General features: G+C 38.9%; 8 protein-coding genes. 2 read left to right on the top strand and 6 right to left on the bottom strand.

The window, feature by feature from the left end:
- Positions 1 to 429: 429 nt before the first annotated feature.
- The 4 genes from DS885_RS04370 to rpmE all read right to left on the bottom strand — a co-directional run bounded on the left by DS885_RS04370 (position 430) and on the right by rpmE (position 9,834).
- Positions 430 to 1,182 carry a class I SAM-dependent methyltransferase gene (locus tag DS885_RS04370; protein WP_113818187.1) on the bottom strand — a complete coding sequence of 251 codons (753 nt, stop codon included), beginning with the start codon at positions 1,180 to 1,182 and terminating at the stop codon, positions 430 to 432.
- A complete protein-coding gene (locus DS885_RS04365) occupies positions 1,182 to 4,331 on the bottom strand; it encodes a bifunctional diguanylate cyclase/phosphodiesterase (protein WP_181817693.1) in 3,150 nt (1,049 codons plus the stop codon). The genes DS885_RS04370 and DS885_RS04365 overlap by 1 nt, the downstream gene beginning before the upstream one ends.
- 162 nt (positions 4,332 to 4,493) lie before the next feature.
- Entirely contained in the window at positions 4,494 to 9,062 is a 4,569-nt protein-coding gene (locus DS885_RS04360) for an ATP-binding protein (RefSeq protein ID WP_113818185.1), read from the bottom strand.
- 556 nt (positions 9,063 to 9,618) lie between these two features.
- Positions 9,619 to 9,834, bottom strand: a complete 216-nt coding sequence (gene rpmE, locus DS885_RS04355; protein WP_113818184.1) for a 50S ribosomal protein L31 — start codon at positions 9,832 to 9,834, stop codon at positions 9,619 to 9,621.
- A gap of 334 nt (positions 9,835 to 10,168) precedes the next feature.
- Here rpmE and priA point away from each other — a divergent pair, with 334 nt between their 5' ends.
- A complete protein-coding gene (priA, locus tag DS885_RS04350) occupies positions 10,169 to 12,403 on the top strand; it encodes a primosomal protein N' (RefSeq protein ID WP_113818183.1) in 2,235 nt (744 codons plus the stop codon).
- A 78-nt stretch (positions 12,404 to 12,481) separates the two neighbouring features.
- On the opposite strand, the gene relA is transcribed toward priA, so the two are convergent.
- Positions 12,482 to 14,695: a GTP diphosphokinase gene (relA, locus tag DS885_RS04345; RefSeq protein WP_113818182.1), complete on the bottom strand. Its 2,214-nt coding sequence runs from the start codon at positions 14,693 to 14,695 to the stop codon at positions 12,482 to 12,484.
- Positions 14,696 to 14,939: 244 nt separating this feature from the next.
- Positions 14,940 to 16,274: a 23S rRNA (uracil(1939)-C(5))-methyltransferase RlmD gene (rlmD, locus tag DS885_RS04340; protein WP_113818181.1), complete on the bottom strand. Its 1,335-nt coding sequence runs from the start codon at positions 16,272 to 16,274 to the stop codon at positions 14,940 to 14,942.
- A gap of 115 nt (positions 16,275 to 16,389) precedes the next feature.
- Here rlmD and barA point away from each other — a divergent pair, with 115 nt between their 5' ends.
- Complete coding sequence (gene barA / locus DS885_RS04335; RefSeq protein WP_113818180.1) at positions 16,390 to 19,179, top strand: two-component sensor histidine kinase BarA; 2,790 nt, start codon at positions 16,390 to 16,392, stop codon at positions 19,177 to 19,179.
- The last annotated feature ends 21 nt before the right edge of the window (positions 19,180 to 19,200 follow it).

Raw genomic sequence — 19,200 nt, 5'->3', positions numbered from 1 at the left:
GTTGAATAATACCAATCATAGTAAGTAACTGATCTATTTTACTTGTTAAAACAACTTATTTTTTCGTTGTAAGTTTCGTATAGGGAACAACCATTTACATCAACTTACGCCTCAAACTAAGCCATTTTTCCGGCGCAAAATTTAGATCAGTTATTTAATACAATTGGTATGATACGATGCACATATTTACCCAATCAATTGTACAATAGATAAAACAAGTCCAACTAACTACTAGAACGTGTGCAATAGAACGTACATGTTATATCTTTGCAAAAACTAACAGTATTATTAAATGAAGCTATTACGTATTTTCAATGTGTATATATTAAGTTACCTATCTGAACATATATATTTACTGGTTTCAGCTAAAGTTTAAGGGTTCGCAGGTTGTAGAGATAAACATAAACCCTATAATATCAACAACTTAACCTAAACTCCAATCGCCTGTTTGACGTATACGTCAAAACGATTTTTCTTTGTCTTAATACTCATAGAAGGTTTTTTATCGTTTAGGAATGGGGCGTAATCTGGGCGCTTTACCACGACTCTATATTTCGCGGCATTTAATGCAACATCTAATAAATCATCGGCATCGAGATCGGCTCCTACCACACCTTGGAATACACGCATCTCTTTTTTTACTAATGCGGATTTCTTTTTATGCGGGAACATTGGGTCTAAATACACAACATCAGCTTGATGCTGTTGCAGATAATCATAGCCACTGGCATGGGTTAAGCGCATGCGTTGTTGCATCCAATCACCGATTTCAGCATCTAAATAAGCACGCTCTAGGCCATCTTCTAATAATGCGGCGGCAACAGGGGAACGTTCTACCATATCGACGTTACAACCTAGTGAGGCTAATACAAAGGCGTCTCGACCTAAACCTGCTGTTGCATCAATAACATGTAATTCTACGCCGGCTTTCATTCCCACAGCTTTAGCGATCGATTGGCCTTTACCACCACCAAACTTTCGGCGGTGTGCGACGGCACCAGAAGCAAAATCAACAAACACTAAACCTTGTTGTTTATCATCTAGTTGTTCTAGCGCTAAATGTTCAGGCAACAGGCGTAATTGAAACTGTTCACTTTTTTGAGCGGTAAAGCCCCATTTCTCGCGTAATTTTTTAGCTTTTGGCGCTAGAATATTTTCATTACAAACTAATGCGATATCCATTACATATCCTCGGTTAATGAAGTGGATAATAATGCCATCATATCTATCGGCATAGGCTTACCTAAGTGGTAACCCTGCGCAAAATCGACACCAATTTCATTTAACTTTTCAATTATCGCTTCGTTTTCTACATATTCTGCAATGGTCTTTTTACCAAACAGATGGCTTAGTTCATGGATTGTTTTCACAATACCAAAGTCTTGCTCGTCGGTGGCCATATCTTTTACAAAAACACCGTCAATTTTTAAGTAATCAACATTAAGTCGTTTTAAGTAACCAAATGACGATAACCCAGTACCAAAGTCGTCTAGGGCTAATTGGCACCCCAGCTGTTTTAATGAGTTAATTAATTTAGAAGCATTACTGAAGTTACCAATGGCGACGGTTTCGGTTATCTCAAAACATAACTTCTCAAGTGGTAACGATGAGTGCATTAACAGCTCTACCAGATCTTCAATAAACTGCGGGTCACCTAATGACTGACCAGACAAATTAATAGAGCACATATTGAGTTGTAACACATGCTCAGGGTGATTTTTCAGCCAGTTTAAGGTCTTAGTGATGATGATCATATCTATCTTATCCGCAAGATTATAACTTTCTGCGATTGGGATAAATTTAGCAGGCGGCGCTAGCTCACCGTTTTCATCAATCATGCGGGTTAATATTTCGTAATGTAGGTAGTTTTCATCGCCATCAACAGGTTTTATAACTTGTGCGTACAAGCAGAAACGCGTTTCATCACGCAGTGCATCTTGTACTTTATTCACCCATACCACTTCTTCTCGGCGTAACTCTTCTTGGATGTCTTCTTCGTAGATATGAATGCGGTTTCGACCTGACTGCTTAGCCGTATAACACGCACTATCCACACAACTTAATGCATGTACACCATCACGGAAGAAGTTGGATAATTCGGTTAAACCAATACTAATACCTAGAGAGAAGTGATGACCTTCCCATAAGAAGTAATGTTTGGCGATGGCAGCAATGATTCTTTCTGCCGCTTGTTTTGCTTCTTCCAGTTTTGTATTAGGTAAAATAATAGCAAACTCATCCCCCCCTAATCGTGCCACCATGGCTCTTGCTGAAACACTTTCCGTTAAGATAGTGGCAATTTGGCGTAATACTTCATCGCCCGCATGGTGACCGCAGGTATCATTGATGATTTTAAATTTATCCATGTCCAGATACATCAAACAACAGGGTAAGTTCTGCTGTTTAACTTCATCTAAATTTTTATCTAACTGGCTTTCAAAGAATAATCTATTTTTCAATCCCGTTAAGTAATCATGTGATGCGCGATAATTTAACTCTTTGGAGAGTTCATAACGCTCAGTGATATTTTCACAAACCAGGAAGTATTGATCATGCCCTTCTATTTTACGTACTCTTTCATTGATCCATACTTTTCTACCATTCTTGGTCGAATATGATATTTCACGGGTACGCAACATGTCCTCTTGATCGGCACATTCAGCTAAGTAGCTTTTTAGGTCTTCAATGTTAACTAACTGCGAATACAGAGTAACTAGGTTACGCCCTACTAATTCACCGTCGCCATAACCTAGCAAGTTACAACCAAACTTATTACATGACAGAATCAAGCCTTGCACGTTTAACATTAATAGCATGGAAGGACTTTCATCCAACAACAAGTTAGAACGCTTATTGGCTTTTTGAATCTCTTCCTCAACCGCTTTAATAGAGCTTATATCCCTTGCTTCAACGATGATTGAGGTGATCTCATGACGTGGGTTATTAACACTACGCTCATTTTTAACAGGTTGAATAAATACATCAAAGGCATTGCTCTGATGGTTTTTGTCGATTAAACGACATTCAAAGCGCGCGGTTTTACCCACTCTCGCTTGTCCCATGGCAGATTTTAATTTTTTCTTACTGGCCGCGTCATGTTGCCACCAAGGGGTTTCCCATAAGATCTCACCATTGATGTCATTTTCATGCATATTGATAAAGTCTAAAGCGGTTTGATTCGCCATCTTTATTTCACCTACTAGGTCCAAAATAAAGATGAAATCGTAGGAAACATTAAAGATGTTATTTACACGCTCATGCTGTGCTTTTAAGGAAGTATTTGATGTTGAAAGGTGACTATATTTACGCCATATTAAGATAATAATTAAACTTAAAACCGATAACATAAAAAACAAAATCATGGTTCTGAAATCGGTTTCTGTCTCTAAACTAGGCTCATTAATGATCTCATAACCATTAGGTAAATCTGTGCCTTTTAGTCCCCATCTAAGGAGCTCTGTATATTGTATAAGGTGCTTATTGGTTAAGCTTAATTCTGCAGGTAAATCCTCTAAAGGAACACCCTGTAATAATTTTAATACTTTTGCACCTGCTGCTTCCCCTTGAGAAAAACCACTGGTTACCACACCACCTAATACCCCTTCAATTAAGTCATGTTGATGAATAACAAGCAGCGGGATCCTAGCAATAGCGGTTAGTGACTTTAAGACTTCGTCACGGTTAACTGCAGAGCCACTATTGTCTTTTGAAAAATCACTAAAAACTAACAAACCATTACTAGGCGATTGACTGATGGTTTTCTTTAACGATGCTTCATTTTCATTGTTTAAAATGATGAAGCTTTGTTGGTCATATTCTAATAACCCACGTTTATCGTGGTCAGTAAGCTGACTACTGATTTCATTACCGGTCACGATATACACATCGATGGTATTCGGGAAAAGCTTTAAACCTAATGAGACAGTATCTAGAATATTTTCAGGCTCAACCACCGCTGAAATAGCATGGCTAAACTGAGAAAGTTGGGGGCTTTTTAATTGAGTACCCGTGAAAATAACCGGAATATCAGCAAATAGTCGTTGTCCATATTGCCTTACCAGTTGCAGTGCGTGTTCACCACTAACAATGATCGCATCAAAGCTTTTAATATCATACTTGCGCGATAAAAAATCGACCTGGCGAGTTAACGCTTGGTCTGACATCAGTTGATTGCTGTCTAAATAGGACACATACAAGGCGATATTGCTATCGGTAAAAGCATGCTCAATCCCCTTTTGTATTTGTCGTGTTTCTTGATCCCCTTGATATTCAGAATGCAGCACTAACACATCAGCAGCGAGCACATTAAAAGAGACCAAACAGGACAACAAAATATAGCACTTTACTATAGTCTTTCGAAAGGTGGATTGTAAAAGCGTAGACAAGATAATTTCCATATAAAAACAAATGCTAATCGAGCTATCATATACTTTATTAAGGATAAAAAAAAGCCAGTCAATAGACTGGCTTTCGCTTCTCTTAAGGTAACAAGCCTATAGAGGAGTTATGATGTATAACAAGTCACCACTTGACACTTGTTGTCCATTTGTATTGATAATACGCTCAATACGGAACTTAGTATTTGCATCATATAACACGGCATCTTTACGGTTAAAGCTACCTAGTGTTACTGGTGAGAACATCTTCATCGCTTCCATTAAACCTAATGTTTGCTCAGTACCAACGATATCACCTTCTAATACAAAATCAGGTTCAGCTGGAGATGAAGCACGGTAGAAGATACCTGCACTTTGTGCAATTACTTTCAGCTCGTTACTGCCATCAACTTGAATTGATTCAGCTACGCCTTCAAGACCAGATGCAGCAGACGCTTCCATCTCATCAATCATTACTTGCTGATCAAGTTTAGCCATAAACTTAGGTAAGTAAGTTGTATCGTAATCACCATTTAAGAAAGTCTCATCTTTTAAGATACGTTGTAATAATGGAATGTTTGTTGCAATTCCTTTAATACTTACTTTTTCTAAGAAAGCTAACAGCTTCTGAACAGTATCGTTACGGTCTTTACCGTGACAAATAAACTGTGCTACTAAGCTATCGTAGTAAGGCGATACTTCTTTACCCGTTGCAATCATAGACATTACTTCAACATCATCTTGCTCAGGAATAATGCATTCAACTACTTTACCAGGATGTGGTAATAACTGCATTACACCATCAGAATCGATCCCCGCTTTCTCAGCTGTTACACGAACTTCAATTGCATAACCTTCTTTCTTAGGTGTTAGCTCAGAAATATCTGCGCCTGATGCAATGTCATATTGTGCTTTAACGATATCGATACAAGAAGTTGCTTCAGTTACTGGATGCTCTACTTGTAGACGAGTATTCATCTCCATAAAGTAGATATCATCAGCATCTAGGTCGTAAATGAACTCAACCGTACCTGCGCCCATGTAATCAACAGCATTAGCTAAAGCAGCTGTGTGTTTTAATGCTTCTTGCTCTAGTTTCTCAGGCAGCATAGTTGATGCTGATTCTTCAACCACTTTTTGGTTGTTACGTTGTACAGAACAATCACGAATACCCAATACTTTTGTATTACCGAATTTATCACGTAATAACTGTACTTCGATGTGACGAAGAGATGTAATGTATTTCTCTAGGTATAAATCACCGTTACCAAATGCGCTACGTGCTTCAGCAGATACCTGGTTGAAACCAGCGAACATATCTTCAGCTTTATTGATAACTAAGATACCTTTACCGCCACCACCATTTACCGCTTTAAGCAGCACTGGGTAACCCATTTCATTTGCAATATCTAACGCTTGCTCTGCACCACTTAAGATACCGTGAGAGCCAGGTACTACTGGTACACCGTTCGCTTGTGCTGTTTTGATTGCGTTCGATTTGTTACCCATAGTTAACATACTGTTCATGCTTGGACCAACGAAGTTAACGTTATGGCTAATACATAAATCAGCAAATTGTGGGCTTTCTGATAAGAAACCAATACCAGGGTGTAATGCGTCTACTTGCTCGTATTCAGCAACTTTTAATACTGAACTTGCGTTTAAGTAACTTTCATCAGATGTGTTACCACCTAAACAAACAAGTTTATCGCCTTCACCTAACATATCTGCTGGTACAGCTGTCATATCAGGGTCAGATGCTACTAACACTACGTTGATGTTGTTTTGTTTAGCGATACGAATCAATTTAACCGCAGTACAACCACGTGCGTGAATCAGTACCTTCTTCACTGGATGCATTAATTGACGTGGATCTGACTTAGTGAAGTTATCTTCATCAGCTAGGTTACAAACTGGCACAAAACCAGACAGTGCACGTTGAATAGTTTCTTCAACCGTTGCAACAGGCATTGGCATGTTTTCATCAATTTCACGTAACTTACTATTTAAATCGTCAGAGAATGGGTTGATAACTAAACCATCCATTGCACCTGGTACACGAGATAAGTAGTTAGACAGTGTTGATGTCGATGGTAAGTACGCAGGTACAACCATTTGACCAGCAAACGGCATATTAGTACCTGATAGGTAATAAGTTTGTGCCATTGGGTGTGTTACAAAACTCGCTTGTGCACCACCAGTACAGTCACCGTAACCAAACATAACAACTGGTAAGTCGTTATCACGGATGAAACGTGTAATACGGTCATTCACTACCGACATTGAGAATAGTGCAGCAGCACCCTCTTTAGTTTGCATACCACCAGAGCTGATGAACGCAATAACCGGTAAATGTTGTTTTGCACATTTAACTAATAACGCACAGAATTTCTCAGCACTTGCCATATCGAAGGCACCTGCTTGGAAAGATAGGTTAGATACCGCAACACCAACACGTTGAACTTCACCACTTTGTAACGTGAAGTCACCAGTACCAGTGATTAAACCACAAGGTTTGATATTTTTATCTAATGCATCTTCAACAGATAAACGGAAACCAGGGAATTCTAGTAGGTTAGCTGTCATCAAGTCTGCACGAGACTCTTTGAAGTTAGCAAAGAATTTTTCAATGATTGCTTGATGTGAATTGTTCTTTTTGTTTTTCTCAGAACGTAATACAGCTTGAATCAATAGATCTTGGTAACCCATAGTTAAACGGTTCCAGAAGTCTTTACGACGACCGATACGCACTGGGTTAATCGCACCATTGTATGAGCTTTCATCTTCACGGCTGTTGTAGTATTCAGGCAACAGTTTTTCGAATAGGTAAGTCAGGATCACAAATAAACTAGAGTTCATTTGTGGTGCACCGATACTCTTCCACTCTTCAACTTTTGCTAGGATTTCACCACGCTCAGATTGTTCAGTGAAGTATTGTAACCATGCATTGAAAGTCACTTTCAATTGTTCGTAATCATCATCACTTACTTTGCTTAATGCTGCTTTAAGTGAACTACGAACTAGAGAAGATACTGATTCACGAGATAGCTCTTTAGTTGCCATCGCTTCTTTAGCAATAGATGCTAAGTTACCCATTGTATTGTCGTATAGTGCGTTAAACACTAACATGTGACGACAATGTAGAATAAAGCTTTCACGAGTTTCAACGTGAGAAACAGCATCAATAATGTTCAGGTCAGCAAGTTCAGGCCAAGAATCCGTTAGCGGTGCTTTCTCTTCATTCTCTAAATGTTTGATTAGTGAATGAAAATTATTTTCAGCACTGGTTTTCCAACGATTGTATAAAGACCATGTTAGGTTGATCATTAAGGTACTACGTGCATTATCGTAGTTTGCTTTTGGCTCACCTAGGATAAGTTTAGTCAGTACATTACGCTCAACGCTTTTATCTTCACGTTTTTGTAGGAATGATTTCCAGTTTTTGTTTAGTGTGTCATCGTAGATTAACTTATCTGGGTTTTCTAACCAGTTTAAGAAGATCTGTTTACGATCAGCTTCAATACGTGCTTTTAAATCACCTTCAGGTACAGTCAGTTTTGATAAACGACCGTATTCGTTCTTCTGAATCGCTTTGATACGAGAACGTAATGTTAAATAACGCATATAACGGTAAGTAGTACCGAATGCATTGTTATGTGATGTTGGGTTTTTAGCAAGTAGACGTGCTTCAGTTGCATTCTCGATTGCAGCTAGTTTGCTTGATGGCTCAAGGTAACGAGATAAACTGCGGTTGTAATGCTCAAGTAATGCTGGGTAATCACGAACGAAATCTACAGATTTAGCTTCGATAGATAAAATACCAGATACAATTGCTTTTTGAAGGTTATGTTGACGCTCATCTTGGTCTACAGGAGAGTAATCAACAATACCATCGATACAGCCCATCGTTAGTAGCTCTTCAGGAGAAACACCTACAGATTGAGCACATTCCTGCCATGATAGGTTGTACTTACGCGCAATGCTTTGTAAACCTTTAGGCTGGATTGTATTAAAGATACCGTCACGAACAGACAGTAGAATGTTAGCTGTTGCTAATGGGATTGCACCACCAGAGTAACCAACACCCACAACGATACCGATCGTAGGGACATCAACGTTCGCACTTTCAGTGATCATTTGAGAAATGGTATGCGCTTGATTTTGGCTATTCGCTTCTTCACCAGCGTCAGCCCCTGGCGTGTCAATTAAGTACACAATAGGAAGTGATAAATCAGCAAATTTACGAATCGCTTTACTTGCTGCTAGGTGATGTTCTGGCATCCACGCGCCATTGTTTGAGCTACGCTCTTGCGCAATAAAACCAACACGACGGCTGTAGCCGCCGAAATCTAGTTCCATTTCTGCAGAGTAGAAAGCACCGTTAACTTGCTCAGTAACGATTTTACCATTGAAGCCTTCAACAATGCTCTTAGCACCTGGACGTTTGTTACTTTCAGCCGGCGTGACTGTACGTGCAATATAAGCATCTACATCTAGCTTTTTGATTGTCGCTAAATTTGATTTAATTCGCTTACTTTCAATAAGACCTTCTACACCATCTGTTTTCGATGGTAATGAATTGTCTGGAAATAAAGAAAAATCTTTTGCGATATGCTCAGCATGAATAAATAGCGGATCTGCAATATTATTCACTTCAAACTGAGAAGATGAAGGTTTTCCTGTCATATAATTACCCTTGCAAGAAAGTGATGGAAAAAATAAATGCCGTAATTTACAACTTATTAGCAGATGATTCCAGTATTCAACTCTATTCAACATGAATCATTTGTTAATAAATTGTATATTTTTCAGCTTGGGGGCAATAGTAGCCCAAATATACAACTATTCTGATCTATTAAGATTAAAAAAACAACAAAATAGCAATAGTTCCACTAAGTTGTGAAGTCAACCCGATATCAGATAGCTTTTAATGGTCTGCTATAAAATTTAACGAGCCTGTTAGACCAACCAAGCTTGGAAAAGTTTATGATGCAAATACATTATTTAATGACTTAATACAGTTCATCTCTATAAACCGATCTCTAAACCATTTATTTAATAATTTTTATTAAAATTATGTTTATTAAATAAGCAGTTTTTAAATGTTATCACTAAATCATGACTTATTATGCCACATAGCAAATTAAATTATGAATTTGATTAGCTCACATAATCGCTATTACTTACTTTTAGAAACAAAAAAAGCACCCTAAGGTGCTTTTTAAAAACGGGGTAATTTATCTTATTTAGAAGATAAAGCACCGAAACGTTTTTTGAACTTGTCGATACGACCGCCAGTATCAACAACACGTTGAGTACCAGTGTAGAACGGGTGACAAGATGAACAGATATCTAAAGTTAACTCTTCTTTACCAAGAGTAGAACCAACTTTGATCACGTTACCACATGAACAAGTAGCAGTAACTAATTTGTATTCTGGATGAATTTCGTTTTTCATTGGGAAAACCTCATATTAGGCCGTGTCGCTGCTCAGCTTGAATGAATTATTTCATTCAACAAAGTACCACACGTATTTATCATTAAATTTCAGGTTGCGAATTGTATAGTAAGGTTTAATAAAAGTACAACTGTAAATCATTTAAATATTGAGCTTTATTTTTAAAGCAATTATCTCCTATCCAACCCTGCTATAAAAGGGCTTAGCCTAATCAACAACTCTCTATATAAAACAACTACTAACGCACATTTTAAAAATAATAAAGGAGAACAAAGCAGTTACGCTATAAACAGGATACAATACCATTTTTCATTCTCATGCATCAACTTCACTTATGGCTAACGCATTAATTTGTAGAATTGCACTGGCAATTCCACTACATAAACAATTTGATTACCTGTTAAACGATGATTTAGTGCCTGATGATCCACGCACATTAATTGGTCGACGTGTTGTCGTCCCTTTTGGTGGTGGTTATCGTAAACAGGTTGGTGTCATAACCGAACTACCTGAAACATCGGATTATGCGATAGAAAAGCTGAAAGGTATAACTGAACTGCTCGACCACCAGCCATTATTAAGTGATTCCCTTTACAAATTACTGCAATGGGCCAGTGTTTATTACCAACACCCTTTTGGTGATGTATTTCAACAAGCCATCCCAACATTATTACGTAAAAGTAAACCCGCTACCTTTAATAGTAAGGAGTATTGGAAATGTACAGATAAAGAGATGGATACTGCACCTTTAGTTAGAGCTAAAAAGCAACTAGCAGCATTTAACTTATTAATAGAGCAAGACTTATCTTACGAAGCTTTAAAGCAACAAGGCGTTAGTCGAGCAACACTTAATAGTTTACAAGAAAAGCACTTCATTAACAGTTATCAACAATTACCGAGCAGCAACTTATCTTGGACAGAATCAACACAAACGATAGAAGAAACGCCACAACTGAGTACTGAACAAGCATTAGCCGTGACCAGCGTGACACAACAATTAAACCACTTTAAATGCTTTTTATTAGAGGGGATCACGGGCAGCGGTAAAACCGAAGTGTATTTAAATATACTTAAAGCGGTATTGGCTGAAGGGCAACAAGCATTAGTGGTGGTGCCTGAAATTGGTTTAACCCCACAAACCATAAAACGCTTTCAAGCACGCTTTAACGTGCCTATTTATTTAAAACATTCTGCATTAAACGACCAACAACAATTAGAAACTTGGTTACATGCACAACAAGGCTCTGCCGCTATCATCATAGGTACACGCAGTGCTATTTTTAGTGATTTTAAAAACTTAGGTGTGATTATTTTAGATGAAGAGCATGATGCTTCTTTTAAACAGCAAGATAGCTTCCGCTACCATGCTAGAGACTTTGCTATCAAACGTGCGTCGCAATTAAATATTCCGATTTTATTAGGCTCCGCAACACCAGCTTTTGAATCATTAAATAATGCCTTAAGTGGACGCTACCATCACCTACGTTTAACGCATCGCCCAGGGAATGCACGACCACCTAAAAATGACTTGATCAATTTAACAGGCTTACCACTTAAATCGGGGTTATCACCGCAACTGATTACATTAATGCAACAACATTTAGCCAAAAATAACCAAGTGATTTTGTTTCTTAATCGTCGAGGTTATGCCCCTGTATTAATGTGCCATGAATGTGGTTGGCTAGCTAAATGTCAACGATGTGATGCTTTTTACACTTATCATAAAAGTGCTAACTACCTTCATTGTCATCATTGTACTGCGACTCACCCTGTACCAGAGCAATGTCATGATTGTGGTTCAACCAACTTACACTCCACAGGTGTCGGTACTGAGCAACTTGAGGAAACGCTGCAACAACTTTTCCCAGATCACCCAACCGTGAGAATCGACCGCGACAATACAAGAAAAAAAGACAGTTTTAATACCTATTTAAATGATATTAATAGCGGGAAATATAAAATTTTACTCGGGACACAAATGCTAGCAAAAGGCCACCACTTTCCCGATGTGACTTTGGTAGCCTTGATTGATGTTGATGGCGCACTATTTAGTAATGACTTTAGAGCCAGTGAACGTTTAGGACAGTTATTTACTCAAGTTGCGGGGCGAGCAGGACGAGCTGAGAAAAAAGGACAGGTTGTTTTGCAAACTTTCCACCCAGAGCACAATTTATTACAAGAGCTAGTGAATAATGGTTACGCAGACTTTTCACGTAGCGCTTTAACGGAAAGGCGTCTAGCACAATTACCGCCCTTCTCTTATCAAGCCTTGATTAGGGCTGAGTCATTAAATGCCACACAAGCAGAAAACTTTCTTACCTTGTGTAAGCAAACATTACAACAGATAGCCGATAACAATAAAGTCAATGAACGTGTACTTATATTGGGCCCTATTCCAGCCTCGATGGAACGAAGAGCTGGCAAGTACCGCTTCCAACTTTTATTACAAAGCGAGCAAAGAATACTAGTAACCAAAATGCTAAATACCGCTTTAGCGCACTTCGATAAGATGCCAGAAAGTAGGAAAGTGCGTTGGTCAATTGATGTTGACCCTATCGACTTTATTTAAGAAAGGTTAATTAAAAAATATAATGTCACACCTTTTCCCCCCGCCACCTGAATATTTGATTCAGGTGGCGGGAAAAAGTTAAAGTCGATGCGCGTCAGACACATCTTTTAACTGTTTTAACTTAGCTAACAGCTTTTTAATCTCTTTATTACTATCCACTTCCAGAGAAAGGTCAATGGTTGCAGTTAAGGTTTTGGTATTGGTTTGGCTGTTCACCCCTAACAAGTTGACCTTCTCATTAGATAACAAGGTAGTGATATCTTTTAGTAAACCATTTCGATCATCAGCAATTAAACGTAAGGTTAATGCGTAACCAGAAGATTGAGAATCCCCCCAGTTAGCAGTGATAATACGCTCTGGATGTGCATCTTCTAAATCAGCTAGTTGCTCACAATTTTTTCGGTGAATAGAGATACCGCGTCCTTGTGTAATATAGCCAACAATATTCTCACCTGGTACTGGCTGACAACAACGAGCAATGTGATGCATCAAGTCAACCACACCATCGATAATAATATCTTTACCGGTATTTTTAGGAGCAGCTTGGACTTTACGGTTTTGTAACTCTAATAAAGCTGCGGCATCTTGTTGCTCAAGTGTTTGTTTATGATAGAAACCATCTAGAAAATGGACTAACTGATTAATACGTAAGTCACCATTACCTATGCCTGCATAGATATCATCAGCCGTGCCCACATTAAAGCGGGTAATCGCTGGTGTTACGTCGGTTAGCTTCAGCTCTACTTTGGCTAACTCGATTTCTAACAGTTCACGTCCTGCAATAATATTCTTATCGCGGTCTTGTTTTCTAAACCAAGTTGCCACTTTATGCCTTGCGCGTGGTGCATTGATATAACCCATCTGTGGGTTTAACCAATCTCGACTTGGATTAGGCTCTTTCTGAGTTAATATTTCAATCTGGTCACCGGTTTTTAATTGGTAGGTAAAAGGCACAATATGATCCGCGACTTTTGCACCAATACAACGATGGCCAATTTGACTATGGATATAATAAGCAAAGTCTAACGGTGTTGAGCCAGCTGGCATGTCTATGACTTCACCTTTAGGTGTAAATACATAAACACGGTCATCGAATACCTGGCTGCGGATCTCTTCTACTAGATCATCGCCTTCACTCATATCTTCTTGCCAAGCAAGCAGTTTACGTAACCAAGCTATTTTCTCTTCATAGTTACTTGCGGCCTTACCACCAGCACTGCCCTCTTTATACTTCCAGTGTGCAGCCACACCCAGTTCAGAGTCTTCATGCATCTGCTGAGTACGAATTTGTACTTCAACAGGTTTACCACTATCCCCTAAAACAACCGTATGAATAGATTGGTAACCATTAGGCTTAGGATTAGCAATATAGTCGTCAAACTCACGAGGGATATGGTGCCATTTAGTATGAATAGCACCTAACGCGGCATAACAGTCCTGTAATTTTTCAACCACAACTCGCACTGCGCGCACATCGTAGAGCTCATCAAACTTTAGATCTTTGTTTTGCATTTTACGGTAGATACTATAAATATGTTTCGGACGACCATATGCCGTGCCTTCAATATTCATCTCTTTTAAAGAGGACTTAACCGTATCAACAAAGTCTTGGATATAGTTTTCACGGTCAATACGCTTTTCATCAAGCTGTTTGGCAATGTTCTTGTACGTTTCCGCTTGTAGGTAACGAAAAGAGAGGTCTTCTAGCTCCCATTTTAATTGCCCAATGCCTAAACGGTTCGCTAATGGTGCATAAATAGTAGAGATTTCATGTGCTAGTTTTACTTTTGTTTCTTCGTCGGCAATTTTAACCTGGCGCAAATAACATATTCTTTCAGCAAGCTTAATAACCACTGCTCGCACATCTTCTACCATGGCTAATAACATATGACGTAGGTTATCAACCTGAGATTCTGCACCTTTTTTGCTTCCTCGGCTTTGTAGAGCACGAATACCTTCCATCTCCATCGCGCCTTTGGCCAATTTAGCAATACGTTTTGGCCATAATTCGTCAACTTTCTCGGTACTTAAGACTTCTTGCGCTAACAAAGGGAAGATTAATGCGGCATTTAAGGTATCCATATCCATGTTTAAAGTCACTAGGATCTCTACCATCTCACAGCCTAACTGCAAGGCTGCTACCTGTTGCTCTGAGTCGCACAGGCCACTTACTTTATTATAATTTTCGAACAGATTATTTTGATCTTGCTTACTTAAACCAAATGTTGTCACCCACTTATCTGGGTCGTTTAATGCACTTTGGTAAAAGTGTGTATCACGAACTGAAACCATCTAACACTCCAAAAATGAGCTAACGATAAAAAGTGATAAAACAACAATTCATCCTATACATTACTGAACTGAGTCATAGGAAAAATCTCATTGCTACTTTATCCTTTTTAACTGGGAAACTACCCACCCACTATCAATATTGTGAATTTTAAATCACCTGATTAAAAACTAATAATACTTAAAATTACTAACTTATAAAGTGATAGTCTAGTTATTCTTAGGAAACTCTAGACTAGTAATCACTTCATCGCGTAAACAATGCCATTGACTCCATATGTGCTGTCTGAGGGAACATATCAATCAAACCCAACTTGCTTACTTTATAGCCTGTACTTAATAACTGCTCACTGTCACGCGCTAAGGTCACAGGATCACAGGAAACATAAACAATATGAGATGGTTGCTTGTTGATGACATAACTCATGCATTCAGCAGCACCAGCTCGTGCAGGGTCTAATAACACCTTATCAAAACCTTCCTGAGCCCATTCAGCTTTTAACGCATTTAAATCACTTAAGTCTGCTTGATAAAATTGCACGTTATTAAGCCCACAACGTGCAGCATTATCGGTACCGCGATCGACCATTTTTTGCACACCTTCCACGGCAACCACTTGTTGAGATAGCTTGGCCATCGGTAAACTGAAGTTACCTAAACCACAAAATAGATCCAACACACGATCCGTGGACTTCAATGCAAGCCACTCGATAGCCTGTGCCACCATCTTCTCATTCACACTGGCATTAACTTGTACAAAGTCATTGATATTAAAATCATATTGGCAATCTTGTTCAGTTAATGCATAACTTAATCGAGCATTATTTGTTAAACATTCAATATCTGTCGGGCTGCTTTGTGCATAAAACTGGATATTTTGCGTTGCAGAAAAGTCGATAATTAACTGTTTATCCTGTGTCGATAAGGGTTTTAGATGACGCAACAATAGGGCAACCGTATTATCTGCCTCTACCATTTCAACATGTCCTAGCGCCATTTTCCCCTGTAACTGATTAAGCAAACCTTTAACCGGTAAAATCAAATCTGCTAAAGCTGGTTTTAATACCGGACAAGTTTGCTGATTAATTAGCTCACTGCTTCCAGAGCGACGAAAGCCCATCTGCACTTTTTTACTTTTTTTATCGTAAATCACACCAAATCGAGCACAACGACGATATGCCCAAGGAGAAGAGGTAATAGTCGGTGCCAGTTGTTGTGGTGTGTATTTTGCAAATCGCTCAAATAAACTAATCAAACCTTGTTGTTTTACTTCAATCTGGCTGGCTTGCTCAATATGTTGTAAATGACATCCACCACACTCTTGATAATGTTGGCAGCTTGGTTCAACACGTAATTCACTGGCTTGATGTATCTTAGTAATACTGGCTTTTTTATAGCGTTTTTTGTCTTCATCAACACAAACATCAAGAACTTCCCCCACTAATCCACCTTCCACGAACATGGCTTTATTTTGGTGGAAAAGCATGCCTCTTCCTTGATGATCAAGCTTTTCAACCTGACAATGTTTAATTATTCTATTATTTTGCTTATTTGTGCGTGATGCTTTGAAGAACTGGGCCATAAATATTTCACAGGTGAAGTAAGCTATGCCATGATAGCGGGTATGTTTATCGGAACGCTATTGTCACACAAAAAATGCAAGCATTCATTACCCCATTTAAATTAGATTTTACCTTATGACTAAATATGGCCTACGCGCACAAGTTATTGCTTATACCGTTTTACCCACCGTTCTTATTGGCGGCATATTAGCTGGATACTTCTCATTTCATCGTTTCCAACAGGCAGATGAATTCTTAATCGATAGAGCACTTAATATTGCTGATGCATTATCTATTGCCAGTGAATACGGTATGCAAGATGAAACTCGTACCATTTTACGTCGTTTAATTGGCACGACTCACCGTAAAAACAGTCCGATGATCAAAAGTATTGCGATTTTCACCGCTGATAATGAACTGTTTGTTATCAGTAACTATCATCGTGACTATCAAAAATTACGTTTAGATAACAATCAACCAATCCCCGATTTGCCGCAAATAAGCCACGCCGGCGACAGTATTGTTATTCATAGTCCGATTATCGATGAAACCAATTATTTGGAATACCAACTTACCTTTGATCAACCCCGTAAAGTAGTCGGTTATGTTGCCTTAGAGATCAATAAGGATCAGGTTGAGTTATTACTGTATCGCGATGCAGCAATCTCATTATTAGTGGTATTGATGGGTATCCTCGGCAGTTTATACCTAGCATTCAAACAAGCGAAACGTATTACTGCACCTATTTCAGATATGGCGTCTGTGGTTGAAAAAATCAGTTTAGGTCGACTTAACTCTCGTGTAGAAGGTGAGTACACCGGTGAGATAGGCTTATTACAACACGGTATTAATGAAATGGCGCTTGCTATGTCTAAGCACCATGAAGAGATGCAAGATAGTATTGACCTAGCCACCAGTGAGCTGCGTGAAACCTTAGAGCAGATGGAAGTGCAAAATATAGAGCTAGATATCACGCGTAAAGAAGCACAACAAGCCGCATCAGTTAAATCTGAGTTCTTAGCAAACATGAGTCATGAATTACGTACTCCACTGAATGGTGTCATTGGTTTTGCAAGGCAACTATTGAAAACTAAAATGACCAACAACCAAGTTGATTATTTACAAACGATTGAACGCTCGGCGGGCAATTTACTTAATATCATCAATGATATTCTAGACTTCTCTAAATTAGAAGCGGGTAAATTGGATCTTGAATATATCCCCTTTGATATTAGAGACAGTGTTGATGAAACCATGCATCTTTTGGGACAAAGTGCCCATGAGAAGAATATTGAATTAAGCATGATTGTTGCGCCTGATGTACCACAGGAATTAGTCGGTGATGCAATGCGTTTACAACAGGTGCTCACTAACTTGATTGGTAATGCAGTTAAATTTACCGAAAAAGGCAATATAGAGGTCAAAATAGAGCGCACTGAGCCTGAAAACGAAACAGAAAAATGCATTAAACTTAAGTTCACTATTACAGATACCGGTATTGGTATTTCTAAAGAGCAACAAGACCAACTATTTAAAGCCTTTGGTCAAGCGGATAGCAGTATCACGCGTCAATATGGCGGTACTGGTTTAGGCTTAGTAATCACTCAAAAACTAGTGCGTCAAATGAAAGGTTCCATTGACCTGAGCTCAACACCTAATGTGGGCTCAACCTTCTGGTTTACGATTGAAATTGAGAAATGTAGTCGCACACCATTAAACACTTTACCATTAGACAGATTAGCAAGCCGCTCAGTGCTAGCCTACGAAAGTAATGCTTATGCGTTGCGTGCATGTTCAGAGTTATTAGAAGAGTGGAAGACTAACGCCACCATCATAGACAATGAAGAGCAATGGCAGCAGTCCTTGAATAAGTGCTATGACAGTATTGTGATCGGCCATAGTAATAACATGGATCTTAGCCCGCTGCTCAAAGCAATTAAGCAAGCGAAGAAATACACAGATAATATTATTGTACTGATCAACTGTAGTGACCCAAGTACCTTTGAAACGGTAATGAATACCGGAGTCACGCACTGTTTAGGTAAACCGATCAATCATAAGAACTTTGCCAACGCGTTAGTTTCAAATGAAACGGTACCAGCACGAGTGCAAATCACTACCCCATTAGAGCGTAAAAAAATTAATGTCATGGCGGTAGATGATAACCGAGCAAACTTGAAGCTGATCTCTGCTATGTTAGGTGACCGAGTACATCACGTAACAACCTGTAAAAATGGTCAAGAGGCCGTAGACCATGCCAAAACCACGCCTTTTGATATCATCTTTATGGACATACAAATGCCGGTATTAGATGGGATCAGTGCCTGTGCGCAGATTAAGAAAGACTCAATCAATAAAAACACCCCTATTATCGCGGTCACCGCACACGTATTACCCGGTGAAAAAGAGCAATTCCTACAAAAAGGCATGGATGACTGTTTAGCAAAACCGATTGATGAATTAGCATTACAGTCCATTATCAACAAATGGGCACCAGCTGCTGAAGTTATTGGCACCATTCAACAAACTAATATAGAAGATATCACTCCTCAAATTGCGTCAATAATCACCAAGGTGAAAAAATCTTTTGATAAGGAGTTAGCGTTACAACAGTCAGCAGGCAAAGAAGACTTAGCAAAAGAGATGCTAGGTATGCTGTTAGAAGAATTTGACGCACTGCGTAAAATAGTCAATGAAGCCATGGTTGATGAAGTTGATAAACAACAGTTCACACAAGCAATCCATAAATTCCACGGTGGTTGTAGTTACAGTGGTGTACCTAAACTGAAAGACATTGCCGGTTTAATCGAAAAAGAGTTAAAAAGAGACATCAGCCCAGACCACCTAGAGCCTGAATTTCTAGAGTTATTAGATGAGCTGGACAATGTAGAGAAAGAAGCAAAATCCTACTTAGCAGAGTCATAACTCGTTAAGTGCTCAGTCACT

Origin of the sequence: Psychromonas sp. B3M02 (genome assembly GCF_003318165.1) — a bacterium.
Classification (GTDB): Bacteria; Pseudomonadota; Gammaproteobacteria; order Enterobacterales; family Psychromonadaceae; genus Psychromonas.
This window is presented reverse-complemented; position numbering and strand designations above follow the sequence as displayed.

Bases quoted from the DNA above. Each gene is read 5' to 3' on its own strand.
- DS885_RS04370 (WP_113818187.1), bottom strand. From the start codon at position 1,182: ATGGATATCGCATTAGTTTGTAATGAAAATATTCTAGCGCCAAAAGCT.
- DS885_RS04360 (WP_113818185.1), bottom strand. From the start codon at position 9,062: ATGACAGGAAAACCTTCATCTTCTCAGTTTGAAGTGAATAATATTGCA.
- rpmE (WP_113818184.1), bottom strand. From the start codon at position 9,834: ATGAAAAACGAAATTCATCCAGAATACAAATTAGTTACTGCTACTTGT.
- priA (WP_113818183.1), top strand. From the start codon at position 10,169: ATGGCTAACGCATTAATTTGTAGAATTGCACTGGCAATTCCACTACAT.
- relA (WP_113818182.1), bottom strand. From the start codon at position 14,695: ATGGTTTCAGTTCGTGATACACACTTTTACCAAAGTGCATTAAACGAC.
- rlmD (WP_113818181.1), bottom strand. From the start codon at position 16,274: ATGGCCCAGTTCTTCAAAGCATCACGCACAAATAAGCAAAATAATAGA.
- barA (WP_113818180.1), top strand. From the start codon at position 16,390: ATGACTAAATATGGCCTACGCGCACAAGTTATTGCTTATACCGTTTTA.